The sequence below is a fragment of the Roseomonas genomospecies 6 genome, assembly GCF_008365375.1.
Lineage (GTDB): Bacteria > Pseudomonadota > Alphaproteobacteria > Azospirillales > Azospirillaceae > Azospirillum.
Window position 1 is genome coordinate 173023 of sequence record NZ_QOKW01000007.1, and the last position, 22865, is coordinate 195887.

Consider the following 22865-nt stretch of genomic DNA (forward strand, 5'->3'; position numbering starts at 1 on the left):
CCGCCATGACCGCCGCACGCGCCGCCGCGGAAATCCTCCACCGGGTCCCCGGCTTCCGCCCGCGGGTGGGGATCGTGCTCGGCTCCGGCCTGGGCGGGGTCGCCGACCGGATCGAGGGGGCGACCGCCATGCCCTACGGCGACCTGCCCGGCTTCCCTCTCCCCAGCGTGGAGGGGCACATGGGCCGGCTGGTGCTGGGCCATCTGGGCGGGCAGCCCGTCGCCTGCATGCAGGGCCGCGTCCACGCCTATGAGGGGAACGGGTTCGACGCGCTGAAGACCGCGATCCGCGCGCTGAAGCTGGCCGGTTGCGACACGCTGGTGCTGACCTGCGCCGCCGGCTCCCTGCGGGTGGAGGTCGGGCCGGGGCGGCTGATGGCGATTTCCGACCACATCAACATGCTGGGCGCCAACCCGCTGACCGGCCCCAACGAGGACAGCTTCGGCCCGCGCTTCCCCAGCATGACCGACGCCTGGGACCCGGCGCTGCGCGCGCTGATGCGCCGCCGGGCGCTGGACCTGAACATCGATCTGGTCGAGGGCGTGTACGCCGCCTATCCCGGCCCCTCCTTCGAAACGCCGGCCGAGGTCCGGATGTTGAAGGTCCTGGGGGCGGACGCGGTCGGCATGTCCACGGTGCCCGAATGCATCGTCGCGCGGCATTGCGGCCTTCGGGTCGTGGGATGCGCGGTCATCACCAACCTGGGGGTGGGCCTCGGCGACGGGCCGGTGGACCACGACCAGACCCTGCGCGCCGCCTCGGCCGCCGCCTCCGACCTGGAGCGGCTGCTGACCGGCTTTCTGGACGGGCTGAACGAAGACGAAGGACGCCGGTCATGAAACTTCCCGCCGACTTGCAACTGGCGCTCGACACCGCCGCCGCCGCCAAGGCCGACGCCAAGGGGGCGGGCCGGGCCATCGGCCTGCTGGACCTGACCAGCCTGAACGACGACGACACCGAGGCGACGGTGGAGGCGCTGTGCAAGCGCGCCGTGACCCCCGCCGGAAAGGTCGCGGCGGTCTGCGTCTGGCCGCGCTTCGTCAAGACGGCGCGCAAGGCGCTGAAGGGAAGCGGCGTGAGGATCGCCACCGTCGTCAATTTCCCGACGGGGGAGGCCGACGCGGCGACGGTCGCGGCGGACACCAAGGCCGCCATCAAGGACGGCGCGCACGAGATCGACGTGGTGCTTCCCTACCGGTCCTTCATCGACGGCGCCCGCACCCAGCCGATGAACGTGGTCCGCGCCTGCCGCGAGGCCTGCGGGACCGAGGTGACCATGAAGGTGATCCTGGAGTCCGGCTGTTTTCCCGATGTGGATCTGCTAGCCTGGGCCGCCCGCGATTCCATCGCCGCCGGGGCGGACTTCCTGAAGACCTCCACCGGCAAGGTCCAGCCCGCGGCGACGCTGGAGGCGGCGGCGCTGCTGCTGCACGTCATCCACGAATCGGGCAAGCCGGTCGGCTTCAAGGCGGCGGGCGGCATCCGCGACGCCGACGGGGCAGCGGCCTATCTGGCGCTCGCCACCGCGATCCAGGGGAAGGGCTGGGCCAAGCCGGAGACCTTCCGCTTCGGCGCGTCGGGGCTTCTGGACGCGCTCCTCGCCGCTGCCGGGCATGGCGGCAAGGGCGGTGGGGCGGTTGCCCAGCCGGCCGCCGCCGGTTACTGATCCGGGCGACAGCTTGACCAGAGGACGGACGCACGGATGCTCCCCCAGGAATTGATTCGCAAGAAACGCGACGGCGCCCTCCTGGACGCGGCGGAGATCGGCGCCTTCGTGCGCGGCATCACCGACGGCTCGGTCACGGAGGGGCAGGCGGCGGCCTTCGCCATGGCCGTCTTCTTCCGCGGCATGACTCTGGAGGAGCGGGTGGCCCTGACTCTGGCCATGCGGGATTCCGGGACGGTGATGCGCTGGGACCATCTGGACCTGCCCGGCCCGGTGGTGGACAAGCATTCGACCGGCGGCGTCGGCGACAAGGTCAGCCTGATCCTGGCCCCCGCGTTGGCCGCCTGCGGGGGCTTCGTGCCGATGGTGTCGGGGCGCGGGCTGGGCCACACCGGGGGCACGCTCGACAAGTTCGAGAGCATTCCCGGCTACCGGGCCAAGCCCGACCGGGCGACGCTGGAGCGGGTGGTGAAGGAGGCGGGCTGCGCGGTCATCGGCGCCACCGACGACATCGCCCCCGCCGACCGGCGGCTCTACGCCATCCGCGACGTGACGGCGACGGTGGAGACCATCGACCTGCTGACCTCCTCCATCCTGTCGAAGAAGCTGGCGGCGGGGCTGGACGCTCTGGTGATGGACGTGAAGTTCGGCTCCGGCGCCTTCCTACCCGACATCGGCAAGGCGCGGGAACTGGCGGACAGCCTCGTCACCGTGGCGGAGGGCGCCGGGCTGCCCACCGTCGCGCTGCTGACCGACATGAACGAGGTGCTGGGCCTGACCGCCGGCAACGCGCTGGAGATGCGGGAATGCATCGACATCCTGCGCGGCGGCAAGGCCGAACAGCGGCTCTACGAGGTCACCGCGGCCCAGGCCGCCGAACTGCTGGTGCTGGCCGGGCTGGCGCCGGACACCGCCGCGGGGCGTGCCCGGTTCGACCATGCGATGGCGAGCGGGCAGGCCGCCGAGCGCTTCGCCCGCATGGTCCACGCGCTGGGCGGCCCGGCGGACCTGCTGGACGCGCCGGACCGTTATCTGGACGCCGCCCCCGTCGTCCGCCCGGTCTTCGCGGAGCGCGAGGGCGTGGTGGCGGCCATCGACGTGCGGGCGGTCGGCATCGCGGTGGTGGCCCTGGGCGGCGGGCGCACGAAGACGACCGACCCCATCGACTTCGCGGTCGGACTGGCCGACGTCGCCGGGCTGGGCGCCACGGTCGGCCCGGCGGGGCGCCCCCTTGCCGTCGTCCACGCCCGCAGCGAGGCGAAGGCGGAGGAAGCGGCGGCGATGCTCCGCCACGCCTTCACGGTGGCCGACACCGCCCTGCCGGTTGGGCCGCTGATCGCCGACCGCATCCGGCTGTAAGGGGAATCGGGAGCGGGCGGTGCGCGGGCCAGACCTGCGGTTGCGGCATTGGGCAGGATCGCGGTTGCTCAGATAGTGTGCAACCATGACCCAAGCCGCCGCTCTGCCCCTCGCTTCCGAAGACGACACCCGCCGTGCCATCGGCTGTTTCCTGCTGGCCATCCTGCTGTTCGCGGGGATGGACACGCTCATCAAGTATCTGAGCGGCGGCTATCCGGTGGCCCAGCTCATGTTCGCGCGGTCGGTGGTGGCGCTCGTTCTGGTCGGCGGAATCTCGGTGGCGCGCGGCGGGTGGAGCGGGATGCGGACGCGGCGTCCCTTCGCCCACGTCTTCCGCTCGCTGGCCGGGCTGCTGTCGATGGGCTGCTTCTTCTACGCCTTCAAGCATCTGCCGCTGGCGGAGGTCTATGTGCTCAGCTTCGCCGGGCCGCTGTTCATCACGGCGTTGTCCATGCCGCTGCTGGGAGAGCCGGTGGGCTGGCGGCGCTGGGCGGCGGTTCTTGTGGGATTCGGCGGCGTGGTGGTGATGGCCCGCCCGGAGGCCGACGCACCGCTTCTGCCGATTCTGATCGGCGTGGCGGCGGCCTTCTTCTACGCGCTGGCGATGATTGCGGTGCGCGGTCTGGCGCGGACGGAGAGCAACACGGCCATCGTCGTCTATCTCTTGCTGACCACCACGGTGGTGAGCGGCGTGGCGGCGGTGCCGCACTGGGTGCAGCCGGGATGGTTCGACCTGGGGCTGATGCTTCTGGTCGGCACGCTGGGCGGGGCGGCCCAGGTGTTGATGACCCAGGCGTTCCGCCTCGGACGGGCGGCGGTCGTGGCGCCCTTCGAGTACACCGGGATGATCTGGGCGACGCTGTTGGGCTTCCTGGTGTTCGGCGACGTGCCGACGCCCGCGGTCCTGAGCGGGGCGGGCATCATCATCGCCAGCGGGCTCTATATCCTCTACCGGGAAACGCTGCGCCGCGGTGGCTGACGGCCCGGTGATTTCCGCGTCGCGGAATTGTGATTCCGCGCCAGCCCGCCGCTTGACAGCGGGGCGCCGGACACACACTGTGCACACGAACGGCTGGGGTGCCTGCCGCAAGGCGGGCTGAGACAACACCCATCGAACCTGATCTGGGTCATGCCAGCGAAGGGAGCCGAGCGTTCGAGGCTGTGCCGCCCCCATTCCCCTGGCCTCCTCGTGCTCGCGCGGTTCCCCGCCGGGCAGGAGGAGACACAACCATGCGGCGCTTTCTTTCCATCCTTTCGGCAACGGTCTTCTCGGCGTCCGTCCTTTCGGGGGCGTCCCTTGCCGGCGACGCCTCGGTTCCGGTGCTGGTGCCGCTGACCGGCTTCCTGTCGCTGGAGGGCACGAGCCAGCGCAACGGGGCGGTGCTGGCGTTGAAGGACGCGCCCGCGGGTGTGGCGGTGCGGTCGGAGGTCATCGACACCGGCACCTCGCCGGAGGCCGCCGTCACCGCGCTGGAGCGCGCGGCGGGCGGCAAGGTCACGGCGGTGGCGGCCAGCATGCTGGGGACGCAGATGCTGGCGATGCTGCCGCTGGCGCAGGACTACGGCATTCCGCTGGTCACCGTGTCCGGCACGGCCAGCATCACCGAGCAGGGCAACCCCTGGGTCTTCCGCTTCTTCCCCGGCGACGCCGTGACCAAGGAGGCCCACGCCCGCTATGTGGCGGAGGAGTTGGGTAAGAAGCGCCCGGCGGTGATCTACCAGACCACGGCCTACGGCCAGAGCGGCAAGGCCCATCTGGAGCAGGCGTTCAAAAAGCTGGGTGTCGAGCCGGTGTTCGAGGAGGGGGTGGACCCCGCCGCCAAGGACCTGCTGCCCGTTCTGACCAAGGCGCTGGCCGCCAAGCCCGACGTGCTGGTCCTGCACCTGCATTCCGGCCCGACCGCGCTGTTCATCCGGCAGGCGGCGGCCAACGGGGTGGAGGTGCCCATCGTCGCCGGCTCCGCCATGCACCAGCCGAGCACCGCGGCCCTCCTGGAGCCCGCCGAGTTGAAGGGCGTCTGCGCCGAAACCGCGGCCTCTCCCATCTCGGGCGGCAGCCCGGAATTGGAGGCTTTCACCGCCGCCTACCGCACGGCCTTCAAGGCGGAGCCCGACGCCTTCGCGCTCGGCCAGTATGACGGCATCCGCATGGTCCTGGAAGCGGTGAAGGGCGGGGCGGGCAGCGCGGAGGAGGTGCGCAAGGCGCTGTCCGCCGGAACGCACGCGGGCCTCGCCATGACCTACAAATCGGACGGCAAGGGCAACATGGCGCACTCCGCCGTGATCGTCTGCTACGACGGAGCCTCGCGCGTGCCGGCGGTCGCCAAGCGGTACGAGAATGTGACGGGCGTGGTGAAGTGAAGGGCGTGGTCGGGTTGAGCCTCCGCCCATGACCGCCCTGCAACTCCTCGTCAACGGCGTGGCCCTGGGCGCCGCCTACGCGCTGGTGGCGCTGGGCTTCGTGCTGGTGCTGAACGCCACCTCGGCGGTGAATTTCGCGCAGGGCGACCTCGTGATGGCCGGCGGGCTGCTCGGCGTGGCCCTGGCGCCGTACGTCCCGGCGTGGCTTCCGCTGCCCGGAATGATCCTGCTGCCGGTGGTGCTGGTGCTGATGGCGGGGCTGGGGCTTCTGCTGGCGGGGGCGGCCTACCTGCCGCTGCGGCGACGCCCGCCGGTGGCGGTCTTCATCAGCACCATCGCGGCGGGCATCATCCTTCAGAACGGCGCCTCCGTCCTGTTCGGGCCGGAGCCGCGGGCGGCACCGCCGCTGCTGACCGGGGGCACGCTGGACCTCGGCGGGCTGGTGGTGGCGGAACAGTCGCTGGCCATCATCGCCGTGGCGGCCCTGCTGATCGCCGGTCAGCAATGGCTGTTCGGGCGGACCCAGCTCGGCCGGCGCCTGCGCGCCACGGCGCAGGACCCGGAGATGGCGCGGGCCTGCGGCATCCCGGTCACGGCGATGATCCTGACCACCTTCTCGCTGGGCACGGCCTTCGCCGGAGCGGCGGGGCTGCTGCTCGCCAACCGCTATTTCGTCGCCCCCACGGCGGGCGGCGACCTGATCCTGAAAGCCTACATCGCCGTGACCATCGGCGGCTGGGGCTCGGTGCCCGGAGCGGTCGCCGGGGCGCTGCTGATCGCGCTGTTCGAAGTGGGGGTGTCGTCGGTGCTGTCCTACCCGGTGGCGCTGGGGCTTCTCTACGCGACGCTGCTGGTCATCCTGGTGGCCCGCCCGCAAGGGCTGTTCGGGGAGGCGGCGCGGCGTCGTGCGTAGGGGCGTGCACGAACTGCGGGCGCTTGCCCCCTCCCTGACCCTCCCCCGCTGGGCGGGGGAGGGGATCGGAGTTGCGGTCCTGGTGGCGTATGCTTTGCTGTACGCGTCGCCGTACGGGCTGCGGGTGCTGACGGTGGCGGGGGTGTACGCTCTGGCCGCCATCGGGTTCCAGATCGTCTTCGGGCTGGGAGGCGCGCTGTCGCTGGCCCATGGCGCCTTCTTCGGGCTGGGGGCCTACGCCACGGGCATCCTCGGCAGCCAGTGGGGCCTCGGTTTCGCGGCGACCTTTCCGGTGTCGCTTCTGGTGCCGCTGCTGCTGGCCCTGCTGGTCGGGTTGCCGGTGCTTCGGCTGGAGTCCCATTACTTCGCGCTGGCGACGCTGGGCATCGCGCAGGTGGTGCATCTGCTGGCGGTCAACAGCCCCGCCTTGACGGGTGGGGCCAACGGTTTGCCGGGCGTGCCGGGCATCGTCCTGTTCGGCTGGGCGGTGCCGCGCGGGCTGCCGCTGGCGGCGGTGGTCTGGAGCTTCGTAGCGCTCGGCGGACTGCTGGCCTGGAGGCTGGCGCGCGGGCGCTGGGGGCGGGCGCTGACGCTGGTGCGCGACGACCCGCTGGCGGCGGGCACGCTGGGGCTGGATGTCGGTGGGCTGCGTCTGGCCGCCTTCGCGCTGAGCGCCGTCTATGCCGGGGCGGCGGGGGCGCTGGCCGTTCACACCCAGCGCGTCGTCTCGCCGGAGGTGCTGGAGTTCCCCGTCATGGTCTCCGTCCTGACCATCGCCGTGGTCGGCGGGCGGGGCCGGGTGGCCGGGGCCGTGCTGGGGGCGGTGCTGCTGATCCATCTGCCGGAGTGGTTCCGCTTCCTGGAGCGCAGCTACCTGATCGTCTACGGCGTGGCCCTGCTCGCGACCATCGTGCTGGCGCCGCATGGGCTGACCGGGCTGCTGGACCGGCTGTTCAAGCGGTTGTTCGGGCCCCGCACGGAGCCGCTGCCGAAGCCCGCCGCTCCGCCGGAGACGGTCATCCCCACCGGCCCGCTGCTGCGGGTGGAGGGGCTGGGCAAGAGCTTCGGCGGGGTGCGGGCGGTGGACGGCGTGTCGCTGACGCTGGATGCGGGCACCATCACCGGCCTGATCGGCCCCAACGGCTCCGGCAAGACGACTCTGGTCAACCTGATCTCCGGTCTGGAGAGGCCGGACGGCGGGAGGGTTCTGATGGGCGGCAGGGATCTGGCCGGGCAGCGTCCGGACCGCATCGCGCGCGCCGGGATCGCCCGCACCTTCCAGGCGGTCAGCCTGCCGGAGGGGGCCAGCGTCCTGGCGGCGGTCGCCGCTGCGCGGCTGGAGCGCGACAGCTCCATCGCCCGTGCCGAGGCCCACGCGCTGTGGGCGTTGGAACGGCTGGGCGCGGCTGATCTTGCCCCAAGGCCCTGCGCCGCTCTGCCTGCGGCGCTGCGGCGCCGGGTGGAACTGGCCCGCGCGCTGGCCCGCCAGCCCGCCATCCTGCTGCTGGACGAACCCGCGGCGGGACTGACCGACGGGGAGAAGGCGGATTTGGCGGGTCATCTGCGCGCCATCGCCGCCACGGGCACGGCGCTTCTGGTGGTGGAGCACGACATGGGCTTCCTGCTGCCGCTCGCCGGGCATGTGCTGTGCCTGGACCAGGGGCGCACGCTCTACGCCGGTCCGCCGGAGGGGGTGCGGAACGACCCCGCCGTGGTCGCCGCCTATCTGGGGGAGGGCGCATGATGGGCGAATATCTTTTGCGCATCGAAGAATTGAGCGCCGGCTATGGCGGGGCGGTGGCGGTGGACCGCCTGTCGCTGTCCGTCGCGGCGGGGGAGGCGGTGGCCCTGCTGGGCGCCAACGGGGCGGGCAAGTCCACGCTGCTGAAGGCCATCCTGGGCCTCGTCCCCGCCACCGGCGGGAGGGTCTGGCTGGAGGGGGAGGAGATCGGCGCGCTGGCCCCGGAACGGCGGGTCCGCCGTGGCCTGGGCTATGTGCCGGAGGGGCGGCGGGTCTTCCCCGGCATGAGCGTGCGCGACAATCTGGAGGTGGCGAGCCGTCTGGGCCGGGCCGACCGCACCCATGACCTGGAGCGCGTCTTCGCCCTCTTCCCGGCGCTGGAAGGCAAGGCGGAGGAGCGGGCGTGGCGCCTGTCCGGTGGGCAGCAGCAGATGCTGGCGGTCGGCCGCGCGCTGATGGGCCGCCCACGGGTCCTGCTGCTCGACGAGCCGTCGCTCGGCCTGTCCCCGAAGCTGGCGGGGGAGGTCTTCGCCGCCGTCCGCGCCATCGCCGCGGCGGGAACGGCGGTTCTGGTCGCCGAACAGAGCGCCGCCCGCGCCCTGTCCGCCACCGGACGCGTCGTCCTGCTGCGGCTTGGCCGGACGGTCCATGACGGGCCGGTGGAGGCGCTGCCCGCCGATGCGCTGAGGGACGCCTTCCTGGGCGGCTGAGTGGGCGGCTGAGTGGGCGGGATGGCCGGTTGTGGAGGGGTGCGGTTGACGCATTTCGGCAATGCGGCAACAGGGCGGGATCTTTGTGGTGACCTTTTCGTCTTGCGCTTGCCGATCCGTAATGGCGGGGATAGCTTCCGGCGTCGCCCTGCCCGTAAGGATTACTCCCGCCATGTTGGCCGCCATGTTGGACAAGACCGTCGCCGCTGCTCTTTCCTCGCTTCTTCTGCTGGGCGCCACCGGCGTCAAGGCGGACGGGGCGCAGGTGGCGGAACTGGTCCCCGTCGATCCGCCGGTCATGTATTACCCCGCCCCGTCCTCCGGGCCGGGACCGTCCCGCGCGGCCCCGCAGCCGCAGCCGCAGGCGGCCGCCGACCCCCTGGAGAAGACCGGACCGGCGGAACTCGAGGACGGCTGGGAGGGCGGCCCGTCGCGCGACCGCGAGGGCAAATTCGCATATTGCGCCATCGAGGGCCGTTTCGACACCGGTCACGTCCTGATGATCGCGCGCAACGGCAAGGGCGAGGTCAATCTCGGCATGGGCATTCCGGGCGCCGAAATGCCGGGTGGGGAGCAGTGGAAGGTCAAGGTCACGGTGGACGGCAAGCTGACGCGCGAACGCCGCGCGCTGGCGCCCAAGCCCGACATGCTGGTGATCCCCAACGGCAAGGACGAGGAACTCTACACCGCGCTGATGAACGGCAAGGAGGTGGTCTTCTCCTCCGACGCCGACCGCATGGCCTTCGCGCTGAAGGGCACCAAGAAGGTGCTCACCGACCTGAAGACCTGCGTCGAGAAGGCGGGCGCCGTCCCCCCCATCGACACCCGCACGAAGAAGAACATGGTCCGCGCGGACGAACTGCCGGAAGGGCTGGCCGACCTGCTGAAGGCCGCCGGTGTGCGCGACGTCAAGCGCGTGTCGCTGGACAACGTGCCGAAGGGCGAGCGCCCCGCCGACATGGCCTGGCGGATCGGCCCCATCGTCGGCGGCATCCGCGAGCGGGTGGTGGAGGAGACGGCCAAGCTGGACGATCTCAGCGGCGGTTACGTGGACGCGATGAAGAAGCGCTGCGAGGGCGGCACGCCCACCGCGACGCTGAACCCCATCGAGGAGCTTCCCGGCCTGACGCTGCGCACCGGCTCGGTGGATTGCACGCTGAAGGAAGGGAAGATGCACGTCTCCCTGACCTTCTTCCTGTCGCCGGGCCGCCTGTTCACGATCCTGTTCCACGAGGCGCAGGAAGCCGACATCGGTCTGGCCGACAAGGTGCGGGACAATCTGGCGGAGGTGTTGCGCCGCCTGGCCGTGAACCCGCCGTCGGCCCAGCAGACCCAGTCCCCGGCGCAGGCCCAGACGGGCAAGCCCTAAGGAGGTAGGGCCGCGCCGCAAGGTTGACGGCGCGGCGGCGGCTTACAGATTGTCCGTCATGCCGGATGACATGACGGGAATCCGGGGTGCCGCGGGCGATGCCGCCGGTGCCCTGAACAAAGGACCAAACCCCGGCCGGCGGTTCCTGACGGTGCTGACGCGGCCGAACCTGCGCGACAGCGTGTTGGGCGTCCTGGTGCTCGCCGGGGCCATCGGCGCCGCGATCGGGCTGGCCGTGGCGCTGCTGCACGAGGTGGTGGTCTGGGCGCAGGCGGTCGCCTTTTCGGTCTCCCACGGGCAGGATCTGGGCGAGGCGGCGCTGGCCGATCCCTGGCGGACGCTTCTGGTGCCCGCCGTCGGCGGGCTGCTGCTCGGCCTGATGGTGAAGCTGGTGCGGCGCTGGCGGCCCAACGACATCGTCGATCCCATCGAGGCGAACGCTCTCTACGGCGGCAAGATGTCGCTGATCGACAGCCTGCGCCTGACGCTGGCGACGCTGCTGTCCAACGGGTCCGGCGCGTCGGTGGGGATGGAGGCGGCCTACACCCAGGCCGGGGCGGGCATCGCCTCCACGCTGGGACAGAAGCTCCGTCTGCGGCGGGCCGATCTGCGCACGCTCGTCGGCTGCGGGGCCGCCGCGGCCATCGCCGCCGCCTACGGCACGCCGCTGGCCGGTGCCTTCTACGCCTTCGAACTGGTCATGGGCGGGTACACCATCGCCACGCTGGCCCCTGTGGGGGCGGCCTCGGTCGCCGCGGTCGCCGTGGCCCACTGGCTGAGCGACCCGTCGCCGGTCTTCATCGTCGGGCGTCCGGTGGCGGTGGAGGGCTGGGACTATGTGGCCTGCGGCCTTCTCGGCTTCCTGGCCGGCTGGCTGAGCATCTTCGCCATGCAGGCGGTGACGGTGGCGGAGCGGACCTTCCGCTGGCTGCCCATTCCCGTCTGGGGGCGCCCGGCACTGGGCGGCCTCGCGCTCGGGGGGCTGGCCCTGGCGGTGCCGCAGGTGCTGGGAGCGGGACCCGGAGCCGATCCGTCGCAACTGGCGCAGGGGCTGCAGGCGATGGCGGTGCTTCTGGCCGCGAAGATCGTCGCGTCGGCCCTGTCGCTCGGCTCCGGCTTCCGCGGCGGCCTGTTCAGCGCCTCGCTTCTGCTGGGCGGGCTGTTCGGCGGTCTCGCCTACGGGGTGGTGGAGATGCTGGTGCCGGGGCTGGGGCTCGACCGGATGCTGCTGGTGCTCGCTGGCATGGGGGCGGTCGCCGCCGGCATCATCGGCGCGCCGGTCACGATGGTGCTCCTGGTCCTGGAATCGACGCAGGATTTCTGGGCGGCCTCCGGCGTGCTGATCGGGGTCGTGGTGTCCACCACCGTGGTCCGGCAGTCCTTCGGCTATTCCTTCGCGACGTGGCGCTTCCACCTGCGCGGCGTGCCGATCCGCGGCGCCTACGACGTCGGCTGGGTGTCGGAGCTGACGGCGATGCGGCTGATGCGGGCTGACGTGAAGACGATCCTGACCACCCAGACGCTGGAATCGCTGCGCCGGCTGCACCCGCTGGGCGCCGCCAAGACGGTCTTCGCGGTGGAGCCGGACGGGTCCTACGCCGGCATCATCGACATGGGCGCCGTGCACGATCCGTCGCTGGCCGAGGAGGAGGCGCGGAAGCCGGTCAGCGAACTGGCCCGGCACGCCGACGCCTTCCTGCGGCCCGGCGACGACGTGCGCAGCGTGCTGCGGCGCTTTTGCAGCGCGGAGGTGGAGTCCCTGCCGGTCCTCGCCTCGCCCACCGACCGGCGGATCGTCGGCTACGTCACCGAAGCCTATGCCCTGCGCCGCTACAGCCAGGAGTTGGAGCGGCAGCGTGGCGAGGAGCTGGGCGAGCGCAGCCTCTACGGGCGGGACTGAGCGTGGTCCGCGCCGGGGGTCAGTAGACCTCCGGCACCCAGTTCTGCTTCGACTTCTTCGGGCGCTTGTAGCCGTCGTCGCTTTGCCGCGGCGGCAGGTCAAGTTCCACCGGGGCGATGTCCTGGTAGGGGATCTGCTGAAGCAGGTGATGGATGCAGTTCAGCCGCGCCTTCTTCTTGTCGTCGGCATCGACGATGTACCAGGGCGTCAGCTTCCGGTCGGTGTGCTCCAGCATGGCGTCCTTGGCCTTGGAGTACTCGACCCAGTGCTTGCGGGATTCGAGGTCCATCGGGCTGAGCTTCCAGCGCTTGATCGGGTTGCGCATGCGCTCGGTGAAGCGCTTCTCCTGCTCCTCGTCGCTGACCGAGAACCAGTATTTGACGAGGATGATGCCGGAGCGGACGAGCATTTCCTCGAACAGCGGGCAGGCGCGCAGAAACTCCTGATACTCATCGTCGGTGCAGAAGCCCATGACATGCTCGACGCCGGCGCGGTTGTACCAGCTTCGGTCGAACAGCACGATCTCGCCCTTGGCCGGAAGCTGCGCCACGTAGCGCTGGAAATACCACTGCCCGCGCTCCTTCTCGGTCGGCGTTCCGAGCGCCACGATCCGGCAGACGCGGGGGTTGAGACTTTCGGTGATGCGCTTGATGACGCCGCCCTTGCCGGCGGCATCGCGTCCCTCGAACAGCACACAGACCTTCAGGCCGTTGACCCGCACCCATTCCTGCAGCTTGATCAGTTCGAACTGCAGCCGGGCCAGTTCGTCGATGTACTTGAGTTTCTTGCCGCCCTTCGACGGCTTGCCGCCGCTCAGGTCGCGCCAGTGGGCTTCGATGGCCGCGGCCTCCTTGGCGTCGCGCAGCACTTCGCCGCCGGTAGCCGGCACGCCGAGCCCGAGGTCCTTCAGCTTCAGCGCCTTGCGCTTCTTTCTCGGCTTGTCCTCGGATTCGATTCCGGCACCCGTCTTGACCTCGTCCATCGCACCACATCCCACTTATTGTTTTCCCCGCAAACCAACGCTAGGAGAAGCCGGCGCGTCAGGCAACCGCCCGTGGAAGCCCCGCGACGAAGTGACCGGGGCGGCCGGCTCCGTCCGCCGCGCTCAGTCCTTCCCGGGTCCGTCGAAGGTCAGGTGCACCCCCAGAACCTCCGCGGCGATCTTGGCGACGGTCAGGTCGATGGGCGGCGGCGCGATGTTGACGCCCCGACTCAACGCTTCCGTCACGATCTCCATCACCTTCAGGCGGGCGTGCCATTTGGAGTTGGCGGGGACGACCTGCCAGGGCGCCGTCTCGGTCGAGGTCTTGTCGAACATCGCCTCGATGGCCTTGGTGTAGTCGTCCCAGCGCGAGCGGTTGCGCAGGTCCTCCTCGGTCAGCTTCCAGCGCTTGTAGGGGTTGCTCAGCCGTTCGCGGAAGCGGTCGAGCTGCTCCTCCGGCGTGATGTGCATGAAGATCTTGATGATGCGCGCCCCGTCGTCGGTCAGCATCGTCTCGAACCGGTTGATCTCGTCGTAAGCGCGCTTCCACTGGTCCTTGTCGGCGAAGCCCTCCACCCGCTCCACCAGCACGCGGCCGTACCAGGAGCGGTCGAAGATGGCGAAGGTGCCGGGAGCCGGGAGCTTGGTCCAGAAGCGGTAGAGATAGTGCTTGCCCTGCTCGTCCGCCGCCGGGGCGCCGATCGGCCAGACGTGGAAGCCGCGGGGGTCGAGCGGTTCGGTCAGGCGGCGGATGCAGCCGCCCTTGCCGGCGGCGTCCCAGCCTTCGAACACCAGGATGGCGCGGCGCTTCTCGTGCCAGTAGGTCTGCTGGATGTGCAGCAGGTCCTTCTGGAGTTTGGCGAGGCGGCGCTCGTAGTCGTCCTTGCTGCCGATGCCCGAGGCCGTCATATCGAGCTTGTCGAGCCGGATCTTGCCGTTTCCATTGCCCATGAACGCTCCTTTCGAAATGTCTGGCCCGAGTATCCGGTCTCGGAACCTTCGCGCTTCGCGGGGGTTGAGCGCGTGCGCCCCGCGGGGCGCGCGTTGCAACCTTGCGACGGTCCTTCCTTGCGGCGGTCCTTTGCGACCATCGACGGAGGGTGTCGCGCTTGTCAACCAGCGGCGACCGGCTGGCGTGCCGCTGCCGACCAGGAGGATTTCCCCGATGGCCACCGCCGGACCGCGCATCTACAACCTGTTTCCCACGCTCGTCGGCCCGATGCGCGATTGGGCCGGGCACCTGCCCCGCATCCAAGGCATGGGGTTCGACTGGCTGTTCCTGAACCCCATCCATTACCCGGGCTTTTCCGGCAGCCTCTACGCCGTGAAGGACTATTACCGGCTCCACGACCGCATCCAGGGCGATGCGACGGAGCATCCGGACGAACTGCTGCGCGGTTTCATCGCCGAGGCGGGACGGCACGGGCAGTCGGTGATGCTCGACCTCGTCATCAACCACACCGCCAAGGACGCGCTCCTGGTGGGCGAGCATCCGGACTGGTACCGGCGCGACGCCGACGGCGGCCTCTACAGTCCACGGGCCGTGGACCCCGTTGATCCGTCGCGGGTCACCATCTGGGGCGACCTCGCCATGCTCGACTATGACCGGGCGGAGGTTCGGGCAGGGCTGACCGAATACTGGACCCGCTATCTGCGCCATTTCATCGGACTGGGTGTGAAGGGCTTCCGCTGCGATGCCGCCTACCAAATCCCGGCGGACGTCTGGAAGACGCTGATCGACCGGTCGCGCGACCTCGATCCCGAGGTGAAGTTCTTCGCCGAGACGCTGGGCTGCACGGTGGAGCAGGTGCGCGATCTGTGCGGCGCGGGCTTCGACTTCCTGTTCAACAGCGCCAAATGGTGGGACTTCAAGTCCGACTGGCTGCTCGACCAGTATGACGAGTTCCGCTGGATCGCGCCGTCCATCGCCTTTCCGGAAAGCCACGACACCGACCGTCTGGCGGCGGAGGTCGGAAGCCAGGACACCCAGCGGCTGGCCGCGCATCTGAAGATGCATTACCTGTTCGCCGCCTCCTTCTCCACGGGCGTGATGATGCCGGTGGGGTATGAATACGGCTTCACCCGCAAGCTGGACGTGGTGAACACGACGCCGGAGGACTGGGAGGACCCGAAGCTGGACCTGACCGGCTTCATCGGGGCGGTCAACGCCATGAAGGCGGACAGCCCGGCGCTGAACGTCGAGGGGCCGCAGCGGCGCGTGACGTCGCCGCACAACCCGGTCATCGGGCTGATCCGCAGCACTGGCGGCTGGGCCAACGGGGGCGGCGAGGGGTGTTCCGTCCTGCTCATCAACCCTGACGAGAGTCAGCCGCACCCCATCGACCCCGGCCCGATCCTGGCGAGCACCGGCGGCGGCTTCGCCGATTTCGAGGACGTGACCCCGGAGGCCGAACCGCTGCCCTTCGAGCCGGGTCACGAGCTGCGCCTGCGCCCGCTGGAGATGCGCGTCTTCCGCGCCCGCCCGGCGCAGAGCCGCCCCATCGAACTGAGCCATCTGGGAGAGCGCGGGCCGGAGCACGACGCCGGCAGCCGCGCCTGGATGGACGAACTGGCCGCGCGCCGGGTCACCATCGAGAACGTCTATCCCGAACTGGACGGCGGTCGTTTCCCGGTGAAGCGGGTGGTCGGCGACGTGATGGAGGTGTGGGCGGACATCTACACCGACGGCACCTTCGTCCTGGGCGCCGCCGTCACCTACCGCCCGGTCGACGAGGAGGAGTGGCGCGAGGTGCCCATGACCTTCTTCGACAACGACCGCTGGGTGGGCAAGCTGCCGCTGACCCGCAACACGCGCTACCAGTACAGCATCCTGGCGTGGCGCGACGTGTGGGAAAGCTGGCGCGCCGACTTCAAGAAGAAGCACGACGTCGGGATGGACGTCACCCTGGAGCTGATCGAGGGCCGCCGCTTCGTCGAGCATGCGGTCGGACTGAACCGTGACGGGGACGGGGGCGAGGGCCGCGCCGCGCTGGAGCGGGTTGTGGAGCGGATGAACAGCCTCCACGGGCCGGAACTGATCGCCTACGCCCTGTCGGACGAGCCGCGCCGGGCCATGGCGAAGTATGGCGAGCGGCAATATCTGTCCCGCTACGGCTGCGATCTGGAGGTCTATGTGGACCGCACCGCGGCCCGCTATTCCGCGTGGTTCGAAATCTTTCCGCGCTCCGCCTCCCCGGACCCGTCGCGGCCCGGCACCTTCGACGACGTGTCGAACATGCTGCCCTTCATCCGGGGCATGGGCTTCGACGTGCTGTATTTCCCGCCCATCCACCCGATCGGGCGCAGCTTCCGCAAGGGGCGCAACAACACGCTGAACCCCGGCCCGAACGATCCCGGCGTGCCCTACGCCATCGGTGCGACGGAGGGTGGGCACGCCGACATCGACCCGATGATCGGCGACTTCGAGGGCTTCCGCCGGCTGGTGAAGGAGGCGAGGCGGCACGGGATCGAGATCGCTCTGGACTTCGCGGTCCAATGTTCCCCCGACCATCCCTGGATCAAGTCGCACCCGCAGTGGTTCTACTGGCGCCCGGACGGCACCATCCGTTACGCCGAGAACCCGCCGAAGAAGTACCAGGACATCGTCAACGTCAGCTTCTACCGCGAGGCCTATCCGGACCTGTGGTACGCGCTGCGCGACGTGGTGCTGTTCTGGTGCGACGAGGGGGTGCGCATCTTCCGCGTGGACAACCCGCACACCAAGCCCTTTCCCTTCTGGGAATGGATGATCCGCGAGGTGCAGGACCGCTTCCCCGACGCGCTCTTCCTGGCCGAAGCCTTCACCCGGCCCAAGCTGATGCGGCGGCTGGCGAAGATCGGCTTCACCCAGTCCTACAGCTACTTCACCTGGCGCAACACCAAGGCGGAGCTGACCGAGTATCTGACGGAGCTGACCCAGGGCGAGTCCAAGGACTACATGCAGCCCAATTTCTTCGCCAACACGCCGGACATCCTGCCGCCCATCCTGGTCCATGGCGGGCGGCCAGCCCACATGATGCGCGCCGTTCTGGCCGGGACCCTGTCGGGCGTCTACGGCCTCTACACCCCCTATTTCGTCTGCGAGGCCGATCCCTATCCGGGGAAGGAGGAGTACAATCACTCGGAGAAGTACGAGATCCGGCACTGGGACTGGAACCGGCCCGGCAACATCGTGGACTACGTCACGCGGCTGAACAGGATACGGGCGGAGAACCCGGCGCTTCATCAGTTCACGAATCTGAAGTTCTGCAACGCCTACGACGACAACATCCTGCTTTACGGCAAGATGACGGAGAGCAAGGACAACGTCATCCTGATCGCCGTGAATCTGGACCCGCACAATGGCCATGGCGGCACCATCGAGGTTCCGCTGTGGGAACTGGGGCTGGACGACGGCGCCCATGTGCAGGTGGAGGATCTGTTCACCGGCCAGCGCTTCACCTGGATCGGCAAGTTCCAGCATGTCTGGCTGGACCCGCAACAGAACCCGGCGGCGATCTGGCGCATCCGTCCGCCGGGGCGGTGAGGGTAGGTGGTCGAACCGGGCCCCCCTCCCAACCTCCCCCCACCTTCGGCGGGGGGAGGAATTTAAGCCCTCCCTCGCCGAAGGTGGGGGAGGGTTTGGGTGGGGGCCCAACTCAACCACTCCACCCACCATTCCCCACGACCACCCCGCCGAAAAACTGGCATTCGCCGCAAACCCCAGCTAGAACCCCGCCGGTCCGTGTCAGTTTCTTCATGCGGGTGAGCGGTGCAGTACCGACTGGAGGACGAAGCGTCCTTGTGCTCGATCGACATTCTGGCGCAGGCGGTCGAGCGCATCTGCGTGAAAGGCGTGCTGGAGTTGCGCATGCTCCGCAATGCCCTGCGCGAGGCCGCCGCGACCCCCACGCCGGACGCGGTGAAGTTCGCCTTCGCCATGTTCTCGCGGGTGGACCGCGACTACCGCCGCTTGATCGCTCACGAGGCGCTGACCCTGGCCACCCAACAGAAAGGCCGCTACGCCCCCAAGACGCGGGCGGTCCGACCTCAGCGGATGCTGTAACTCACGCCCCCACCAGCCCGAACTCCATCGCGGGCTCCGCCACCAGCGCTTCCAGAGCCGGACGGGCGAACAGGTAGCCCTGCATCAGCGTGATGCCCAGATCGCGCAGCGCCTGCGCCTCGCCCGCCGTCTCGATGCCCTCCGCCACCGGGGTGATGCCCAGGTCGCGGCACACGGTCAGAATGGCGCCGACGATGCTGCGCCGGGCGCGGTCGCCGTCGATGGCGCGGGTCAGCTCCATGTCCAGCTTGATGATGTCCGGCTGGAATTCGGCCAGCAGGTTGAGGCCCGAATAGCCGGACCCGAAATCGTCGATGGCGGTGTGGAAGCCCTGGCGCTTGTACTCCGTGAAGATCGCCTTCAGATGAGCGCCGTCCACCACCCGCTCGTTCTCGGTCACCTCGAAGATGATGCGCTCCGGCGGGAAGCCGGTGCGGGAGGCGGCGGCGAGCGTGGCGCGGATGCAGGCTTCGGGCTGGTAGACGGCGTTGGGAAGGAAGTTGATCGACAGCCGGGCGCCGGTCTGCCCGAGCCCGAGCCCGGCGGCCAGTTCGATGGCCTTGATGCGGCAGGCCTGGTCGAAGGCGTAGCGGTTGTCTTCCGTCACCTGTTGCAGCACCCAGCCGGCGCCCTGGCCCGCCGTGCCGCGCACCAGCGCCTCATGCGCCCAGGGCCGCCCCGTGCCGACATCGACGATGGGCTGGAAGGCCATGGTGAAGTCGAAGCCCAAACCATTGGCGCACTGTCCGCCGCACCCGCCGATCCTGTTCCGCTCCGCCGTCATGCCCGTTTCTTTCATTGCGGTGTCTCTGGGGGGATTCTGAAAGCGCTTCTATTTCAGACTCTCAATAATGCTGATATTGTCTCAAATGTTTGCAACGCAAGGTGTGACATCGCCTTGGCGAGGGGCCTATGACCATTCTTTCCAAAGGTCCCGTCACTCCGCCGCAAGTCTATTATGGGACTGGATCAAAGACCAGACGGACAGTGGGGTTGCCGGCATGTCGACATGGTCGATGCCGTAGTCGGACAGCGCGTCCACCAGCGCGTTGATGACCGCGGGCGGCGCGCCGATGGCCCCGGCCTCGCCGGCGCCCTTCATGCCCAGCGCGTTGGTGGTGCTGGGCACGCAGTTCAGCTTGATGCGGATGTCCGGCACGTCCACGGCGCGCGGCATCTGGTAGTCCATGAAGGACCCGCTGAGAAGCTGCCCGCTGTCCGGGTCGAAGACCACCCGTTCCTGAAGCGCCTGCCCGATGCCCTGGGCGACCCCGCCATGGACCTGTCCCATGACCAGCAGGGGGTTCACCACCGTCCCGAAATCGTCCACGACGGTGTAGCCGACCACCTCGACCACGCCGGTCTCGGGATCGACCTCCACCTCCGCCACATGGCAGCCGTTGGGGAAGGTGTTGGCCGGCGGGGTCCAGCGGGCCACCTCCGTGAAGGCGACAGGACCCTCTGCCGCGGCCTTGGCGGCAACCTCCTTGAAGGAGACGCTGCGGTCGGTGCCGACGACGGCGAAGCGGCCCTCGCGGAACTCCACGTCCACAGCGGCGGTCTCCAGCAGGTCGGCGGCGACGTCGGTCGCCTTGGTCACCACCCGCGCCGCACCTTCCGCCAGAGCCGCCCCGCCCACCGGGACGGAGCGGGAGCCGCCGGTGCCCGCCCCCCAGGACACCCGGTCGGTGTCGCCCTGCACGACCTCCACATCCTCCGGCGGGACGCCCAGCCGGTCGGCGATGATCTGCTTGTAGGCGGTCTCGTGCCCCTGGCCGTTGGTCTGGGTGCCGATCATCAGGACGATGCGCCCGTCGCCGTTGACCTGGACGGTCGCCTGCTCCGCGCCGCCGCCCGCGCAGGCTTCGATGTAGGTGGCGATGCCCGCCCCGCGCAGCTTCCCGCGGGCCTTCGCCGCCGCCTTGCGGGCGGGCAGGCCGGTGTAATCGGCCAGTTCCAGCCCGTCGCGCAGGTTCCGCTCGAACTCGCCGGTGTCGTAGGTCTGGCCCATCGGTGTGGCGTAGGGCATGGCGTCGGGGGGGATGAAGTTGCGCCGCCGGATCTCCGCCGGGCCGAGGCCGGTGACGCGCCCGGCATGGTCGATCAGCCGTTCCAGCAGATAGGCCGCTTCCGGACGCCCGGCGCCGCGGTAGGCGTCCACCGGCTGGGTGTTGGTGAAGACGCCCTTCACCCGCACATAAACCGCCGGCGTGGTGTAGGAGCCGACGAGCATCGCCGACCCGGCGTCGGTCGGGATGAAGGGGCCGTAATTCGACAGGTAGGCCCCCAGATTGGCCACCGTGTCCACCCGCAGCCCCAGGAAGCGCCCGTCGCCGTCCAGCGCCAGCCGGGCGCGGCTGACATGGTCGCGCCCGTGGTCGTCGCTGAGGAAGCCCTCCGTCCGCTCCGCCGTCCATTTCACGGGCCGGTTCAGGCGGCGCGCGGCGAACAGGCAGACCATGTATTCCGGGTAGTTGAACAGCTTCATGCCGAAGCCGCCGCCGACGTCCGTGGTGACGACGCGGAACCTCTCCTCCGGCAAACCGAAGAGCTGGGCGAACTGCTTGCGCAGGCCATGCACGCCCTGGCTGGTGACGTAGATGACCAGCCGCCCGGTCTCCGGCTCCACCGCGGCGAGGCAGGCGCGGCCCTCCATCGGGTTGGCGACGACGCGGTTGTTGACGATCTCCAGTTCCACGACGCGGGCGGCCCCGGCGAGCGCCGCCTCGACCGCCGGCTCGTCGCCCTGGTCCCAGTCGAAGCAGAGGTTGCCCGGCGCCTCGTCCCACACCTGCGGGCGGTCCGGCTCCAGCGCGTCCGCCGTGCCGGTGACGGCGGGGCGGTCGTCGTAATCGACCATCACCAGCTCCGCCGCGTCGCGCGCGGCCTCCGGAGTCTCTGCCACCACCACGGCGACCGGGTCGCCGACATGGCGCACGCGCCCCTTCGCCAGCGCCGGGCGGGGCGGGGCGACGTAAGGGGAGCCGTCGCGCTGAGTCAGCGCCGCGGCGCAGGGGATCGGCCTGATGCCCTCGGCCTCCAGGTCGGCGACGGTGAAGACCCCCAGGACGCCCGGCTGCGCCGCCGCCTCCGCGATGTCGATGCCGCGGATGTCGGCGTGGGCGTGGGGGGAGCGCACGAACACCGCGTGGCTCTGGCCGGGAAGCGACACGTCGTCGGTGTAGCGCCCGCCGCCCGTCAGCAGGCGCGCGTCTTCGGTGCGGGGGACCGGCTGGCCGATGCCGAACTTCATCATGGGGCGGGGGCCTTTCCTGTGATGCGGGCCTGTGGCGCGGAGACACGGGGAAAAGATAGGCGGAGCCTTGGCCGGCGAAAAGCCTCGGTTGGTCGTACGCCGGCGGTGGCGTGGAGGCGCCGCGCCACCTATTCTAAGAGCATGTGCGGACGCATGATACTCGCCACGCCGGTCGCGGAGGTTCAGCGGCTGTTCGGTTTCCCCGAGCTTCCGAACCTCAAGCCCCGCTGGAACGTGGCCCCCACCCAGCCGGTGCCCGCCGTGCGGCGGGAGGAGGACGGGCGCCATCTGGTGACCCTGCGCTGGGGCCTCGTGCCCTTCTGGGCGGACGACCCGTCCATCGGCGCGCGGTTGATCAACGCGCGGGCGGAGACGCTGGCTGAAAAGCCGTCCTTCCGGGAGGCGTTCCGCAAGCGGCGCTGCCTCGTCCCCGTGGACGGGTTCTATGAATGGAAGGCGGAGGGCAAGCGCAAGCAGGGCTACGCCATCCGCCGCCGCGACCGCGCGCCCTTCGCCTTCGCCGGCTTGTGGGAGCGCTGGAACGGCCCGAAGGGAGGCCCCGCCCTGGTCGAACCCCTGGAAAGCCTGACCATCGTCACCACCACGGCCAACGCGGTGCTGAAGCCGTTGCACGACCGCATGCCGGTGATCCTGGACGAGACGAATTGGGACCTGTGGCTGGACTCCGCCGCTCCGCTTCCCGTCCTGGAGGGGCTTCTGAAGCCGGCGCCCGACGCGCTGCTGGAGGCGTATCCGGTGGGGCCGCGGGTGAACAACGTGCGCAACGACGACGCGGTATGCGCGGCTCCCTTCGACGACGCGCCGACCGACGATTCGTCGACCGACGATTCGCCGACCGACGATGCGCCGACCCTGTTTTGACGGGCGCAGCCTCTTGGTGGCGCTGCTCATCATTGGTTCGACCGGGGTGGCGTATGCCCAGGGCGGGACGACCAAAGGCAAGGTCGCCAACACCCCCAATGAAACGGTAAAAGGGCAGGGTGTCGCCGTGGAGGGCGATCTGCTGACCGTCAAGGGCGCGCCGGTTCGTCTCATGGGGATCGACGCGCCCGATGTGGGGCAGAAATGCCGGAACCGTTATGGGCACGAGCTTGACTGTTTCCGCATCGCCACCGCGGTGCTGGCGAGCCTGATCAAGGACCAGGAGGTGACCTGCACCATCGCCGAAAGGGACCGCAACGGGCAACAGATGGGCGAATGCCGGGTGCGCGGCGTCGATCTGGGTTCGGCCATGGTGTCCCGTGGCTGGGCCTTCGCCTACCGCAGCCTGTCGCCGGCCTACGCCTCCAGCGAGGCCTTTGCGCAGAGCCGGCGGCTGGGGCTGTGGGCGGGCAAGGTGGAGAAGCCCTGGCAGTGGCGCTCCCGTCAGCAGCGTGAGCAGTCGCGGTAGGCCCGGCGTTAGGTCCATCGGCAGATTTCGCCCATGCGGGGTCTGCCAACGGTAGAAGGGGGGTTCGGCTTTTTTTCGGTTCGCCCTCCTTGGGGGGCGTGATAGTGTTTCAGTGTGTTAACAAAACATGAATCGATCCCGCTGGTGGGCGCT

18 protein-coding genes and 1 riboswitch are annotated in these 22865 nt (G+C 69.8%); of the genes, 14 read left to right on the top strand and 4 right to left on the bottom strand.

From position 1 onward, the window contains the following. Positions 1–5 precede the first annotated feature (5 nt). From DS843_RS11775 to DS843_RS11820, 10 genes are all read left to right on the top strand, one after another. On the top strand, positions 6–839 hold the full coding sequence (locus DS843_RS11775; protein WP_149469069.1) for a purine-nucleoside phosphorylase: 834 nt from the start codon (positions 6–8) through the stop codon (positions 837–839). Then, positions 836–1666, top strand: a complete 831-nt coding sequence (gene deoC / locus DS843_RS11780; protein WP_149469070.1) for a deoxyribose-phosphate aldolase — start codon at positions 836–838, stop codon at positions 1664–1666. Before DS843_RS11775 ends, deoC begins: the two co-directional genes overlap by 4 nt. A 36-nt stretch (positions 1667–1702) precedes the next feature. Beyond that, entirely contained in the window at positions 1703–3025 is a 1323-nt protein-coding gene (gene deoA / locus DS843_RS11785) for a thymidine phosphorylase (RefSeq protein ID WP_149469071.1), read from the top strand. 85 nt (positions 3026–3110) lie between these two features. Then, positions 3111–4004: a DMT family transporter gene (locus DS843_RS11790; protein ID WP_149469072.1), complete on the top strand. Its 894-nt coding sequence runs from the start codon at positions 3111–3113 to the stop codon at positions 4002–4004. An 84-nt stretch (positions 4005–4088) separates the two neighbouring features. Then, positions 4089–4186, top strand: a riboswitch (TPP riboswitch). 69 nt (positions 4187–4255) lie between these two features. Then, positions 4256–5386, top strand: a complete 1131-nt coding sequence (locus DS843_RS11795; protein WP_149469073.1) for an ABC transporter substrate-binding protein — start codon at positions 4256–4258, stop codon at positions 5384–5386. A gap of 28 nt (positions 5387–5414) precedes the next feature. Then, the gene (locus tag DS843_RS11800) at positions 5415–6299 is read left to right on the top strand and encodes a branched-chain amino acid ABC transporter permease (RefSeq protein WP_149469074.1); all 885 of its coding nucleotides are present in this window, start codon (positions 5415–5417) and stop codon (positions 6297–6299) included. 82 nt (positions 6300–6381) lie between these two features. Further along, entirely contained in the window at positions 6382–8043 is a 1662-nt protein-coding gene (locus DS843_RS11805) for a branched-chain amino acid ABC transporter ATP-binding protein/permease (RefSeq protein ID WP_286192059.1), read from the top strand. Beyond that, on the top strand, positions 8040–8750 hold the full coding sequence (locus tag DS843_RS11810) for an ABC transporter ATP-binding protein (RefSeq protein WP_286192060.1): 711 nt from the start codon (positions 8040–8042) through the stop codon (positions 8748–8750). Before DS843_RS11805 ends, DS843_RS11810 begins: the two co-directional genes overlap by 4 nt. A gap of 172 nt (positions 8751–8922) precedes the next feature. Then, a complete protein-coding gene (locus DS843_RS11815) occupies positions 8923–10119 on the top strand; it encodes a hypothetical protein (protein ID WP_286192061.1) in 1197 nt (398 codons plus the stop codon). Between the two features lie 70 nt (positions 10120–10189). Further along, positions 10190–12019 (top strand): chloride channel protein, encoded by a 1830-nt coding sequence (locus DS843_RS11820; RefSeq protein WP_286192062.1) that lies wholly within the window; start codon positions 10190–10192, stop codon positions 12017–12019. A 19-nt stretch (positions 12020–12038) separates the two neighbouring features. Here the strand turns inward: DS843_RS11820 and ppk2 are convergent, their stop codons facing one another. Continuing rightward, on the bottom strand, positions 12039–13001 hold the full coding sequence (gene ppk2, locus DS843_RS11825) for a polyphosphate kinase 2 (protein ID WP_208852219.1): 963 nt from the start codon (positions 12999–13001) through the stop codon (positions 12039–12041). A 123-nt stretch (positions 13002–13124) separates the two neighbouring features. Continuing rightward, a complete protein-coding gene (locus DS843_RS11830) occupies positions 13125–13952 on the bottom strand; it encodes a polyphosphate kinase 2 family protein (protein WP_149469076.1) in 828 nt (275 codons plus the stop codon). A 214-nt stretch (positions 13953–14166) separates the two neighbouring features. Between DS843_RS11830 and DS843_RS11835 the strand changes: the two genes are divergently transcribed. Beyond that, a complete protein-coding gene (locus DS843_RS11835; protein WP_149469077.1) occupies positions 14167–17526 on the top strand; it encodes a maltotransferase domain-containing protein in 3360 nt (1119 codons plus the stop codon). Positions 17527–17781: 255 nt separating this feature from the next. Further along, positions 17782–18045, top strand: coding sequence for a hypothetical protein (locus DS843_RS11840; RefSeq protein WP_149469078.1), 264 nt, complete (start codon positions 17782–17784; stop codon positions 18043–18045). Between the two features lies 1 nt (position 18046). Here the strand turns inward: DS843_RS11840 and DS843_RS11845 are convergent, their stop codons facing one another. Continuing rightward, positions 18047–18844, bottom strand: coding sequence for an EAL domain-containing protein (locus tag DS843_RS11845; RefSeq protein ID WP_475849097.1), 798 nt, complete (start codon positions 18842–18844; stop codon positions 18047–18049). Between the two features lie 138 nt (positions 18845–18982). Further along, positions 18983–21301, bottom strand: a complete 2319-nt coding sequence (locus DS843_RS11850; protein ID WP_149469079.1) for a xanthine dehydrogenase family protein molybdopterin-binding subunit — start codon at positions 21299–21301, stop codon at positions 18983–18985. A 153-nt stretch (positions 21302–21454) separates the two neighbouring features. On the opposite strand from DS843_RS11850, the gene DS843_RS11855 reads away from it, so the two are divergent. After that, complete coding sequence (locus tag DS843_RS11855) at positions 21455–22183, top strand: SOS response-associated peptidase (RefSeq protein ID WP_149469080.1); 729 nt, start codon at positions 21455–21457, stop codon at positions 22181–22183. A gap of 16 nt (positions 22184–22199) precedes the next feature. Next, positions 22200–22712, top strand: coding sequence for a thermonuclease family protein (locus DS843_RS11860; RefSeq protein ID WP_286192063.1), 513 nt, complete (start codon positions 22200–22202; stop codon positions 22710–22712). Positions 22713–22865: the final 153 nt, after the last annotated feature.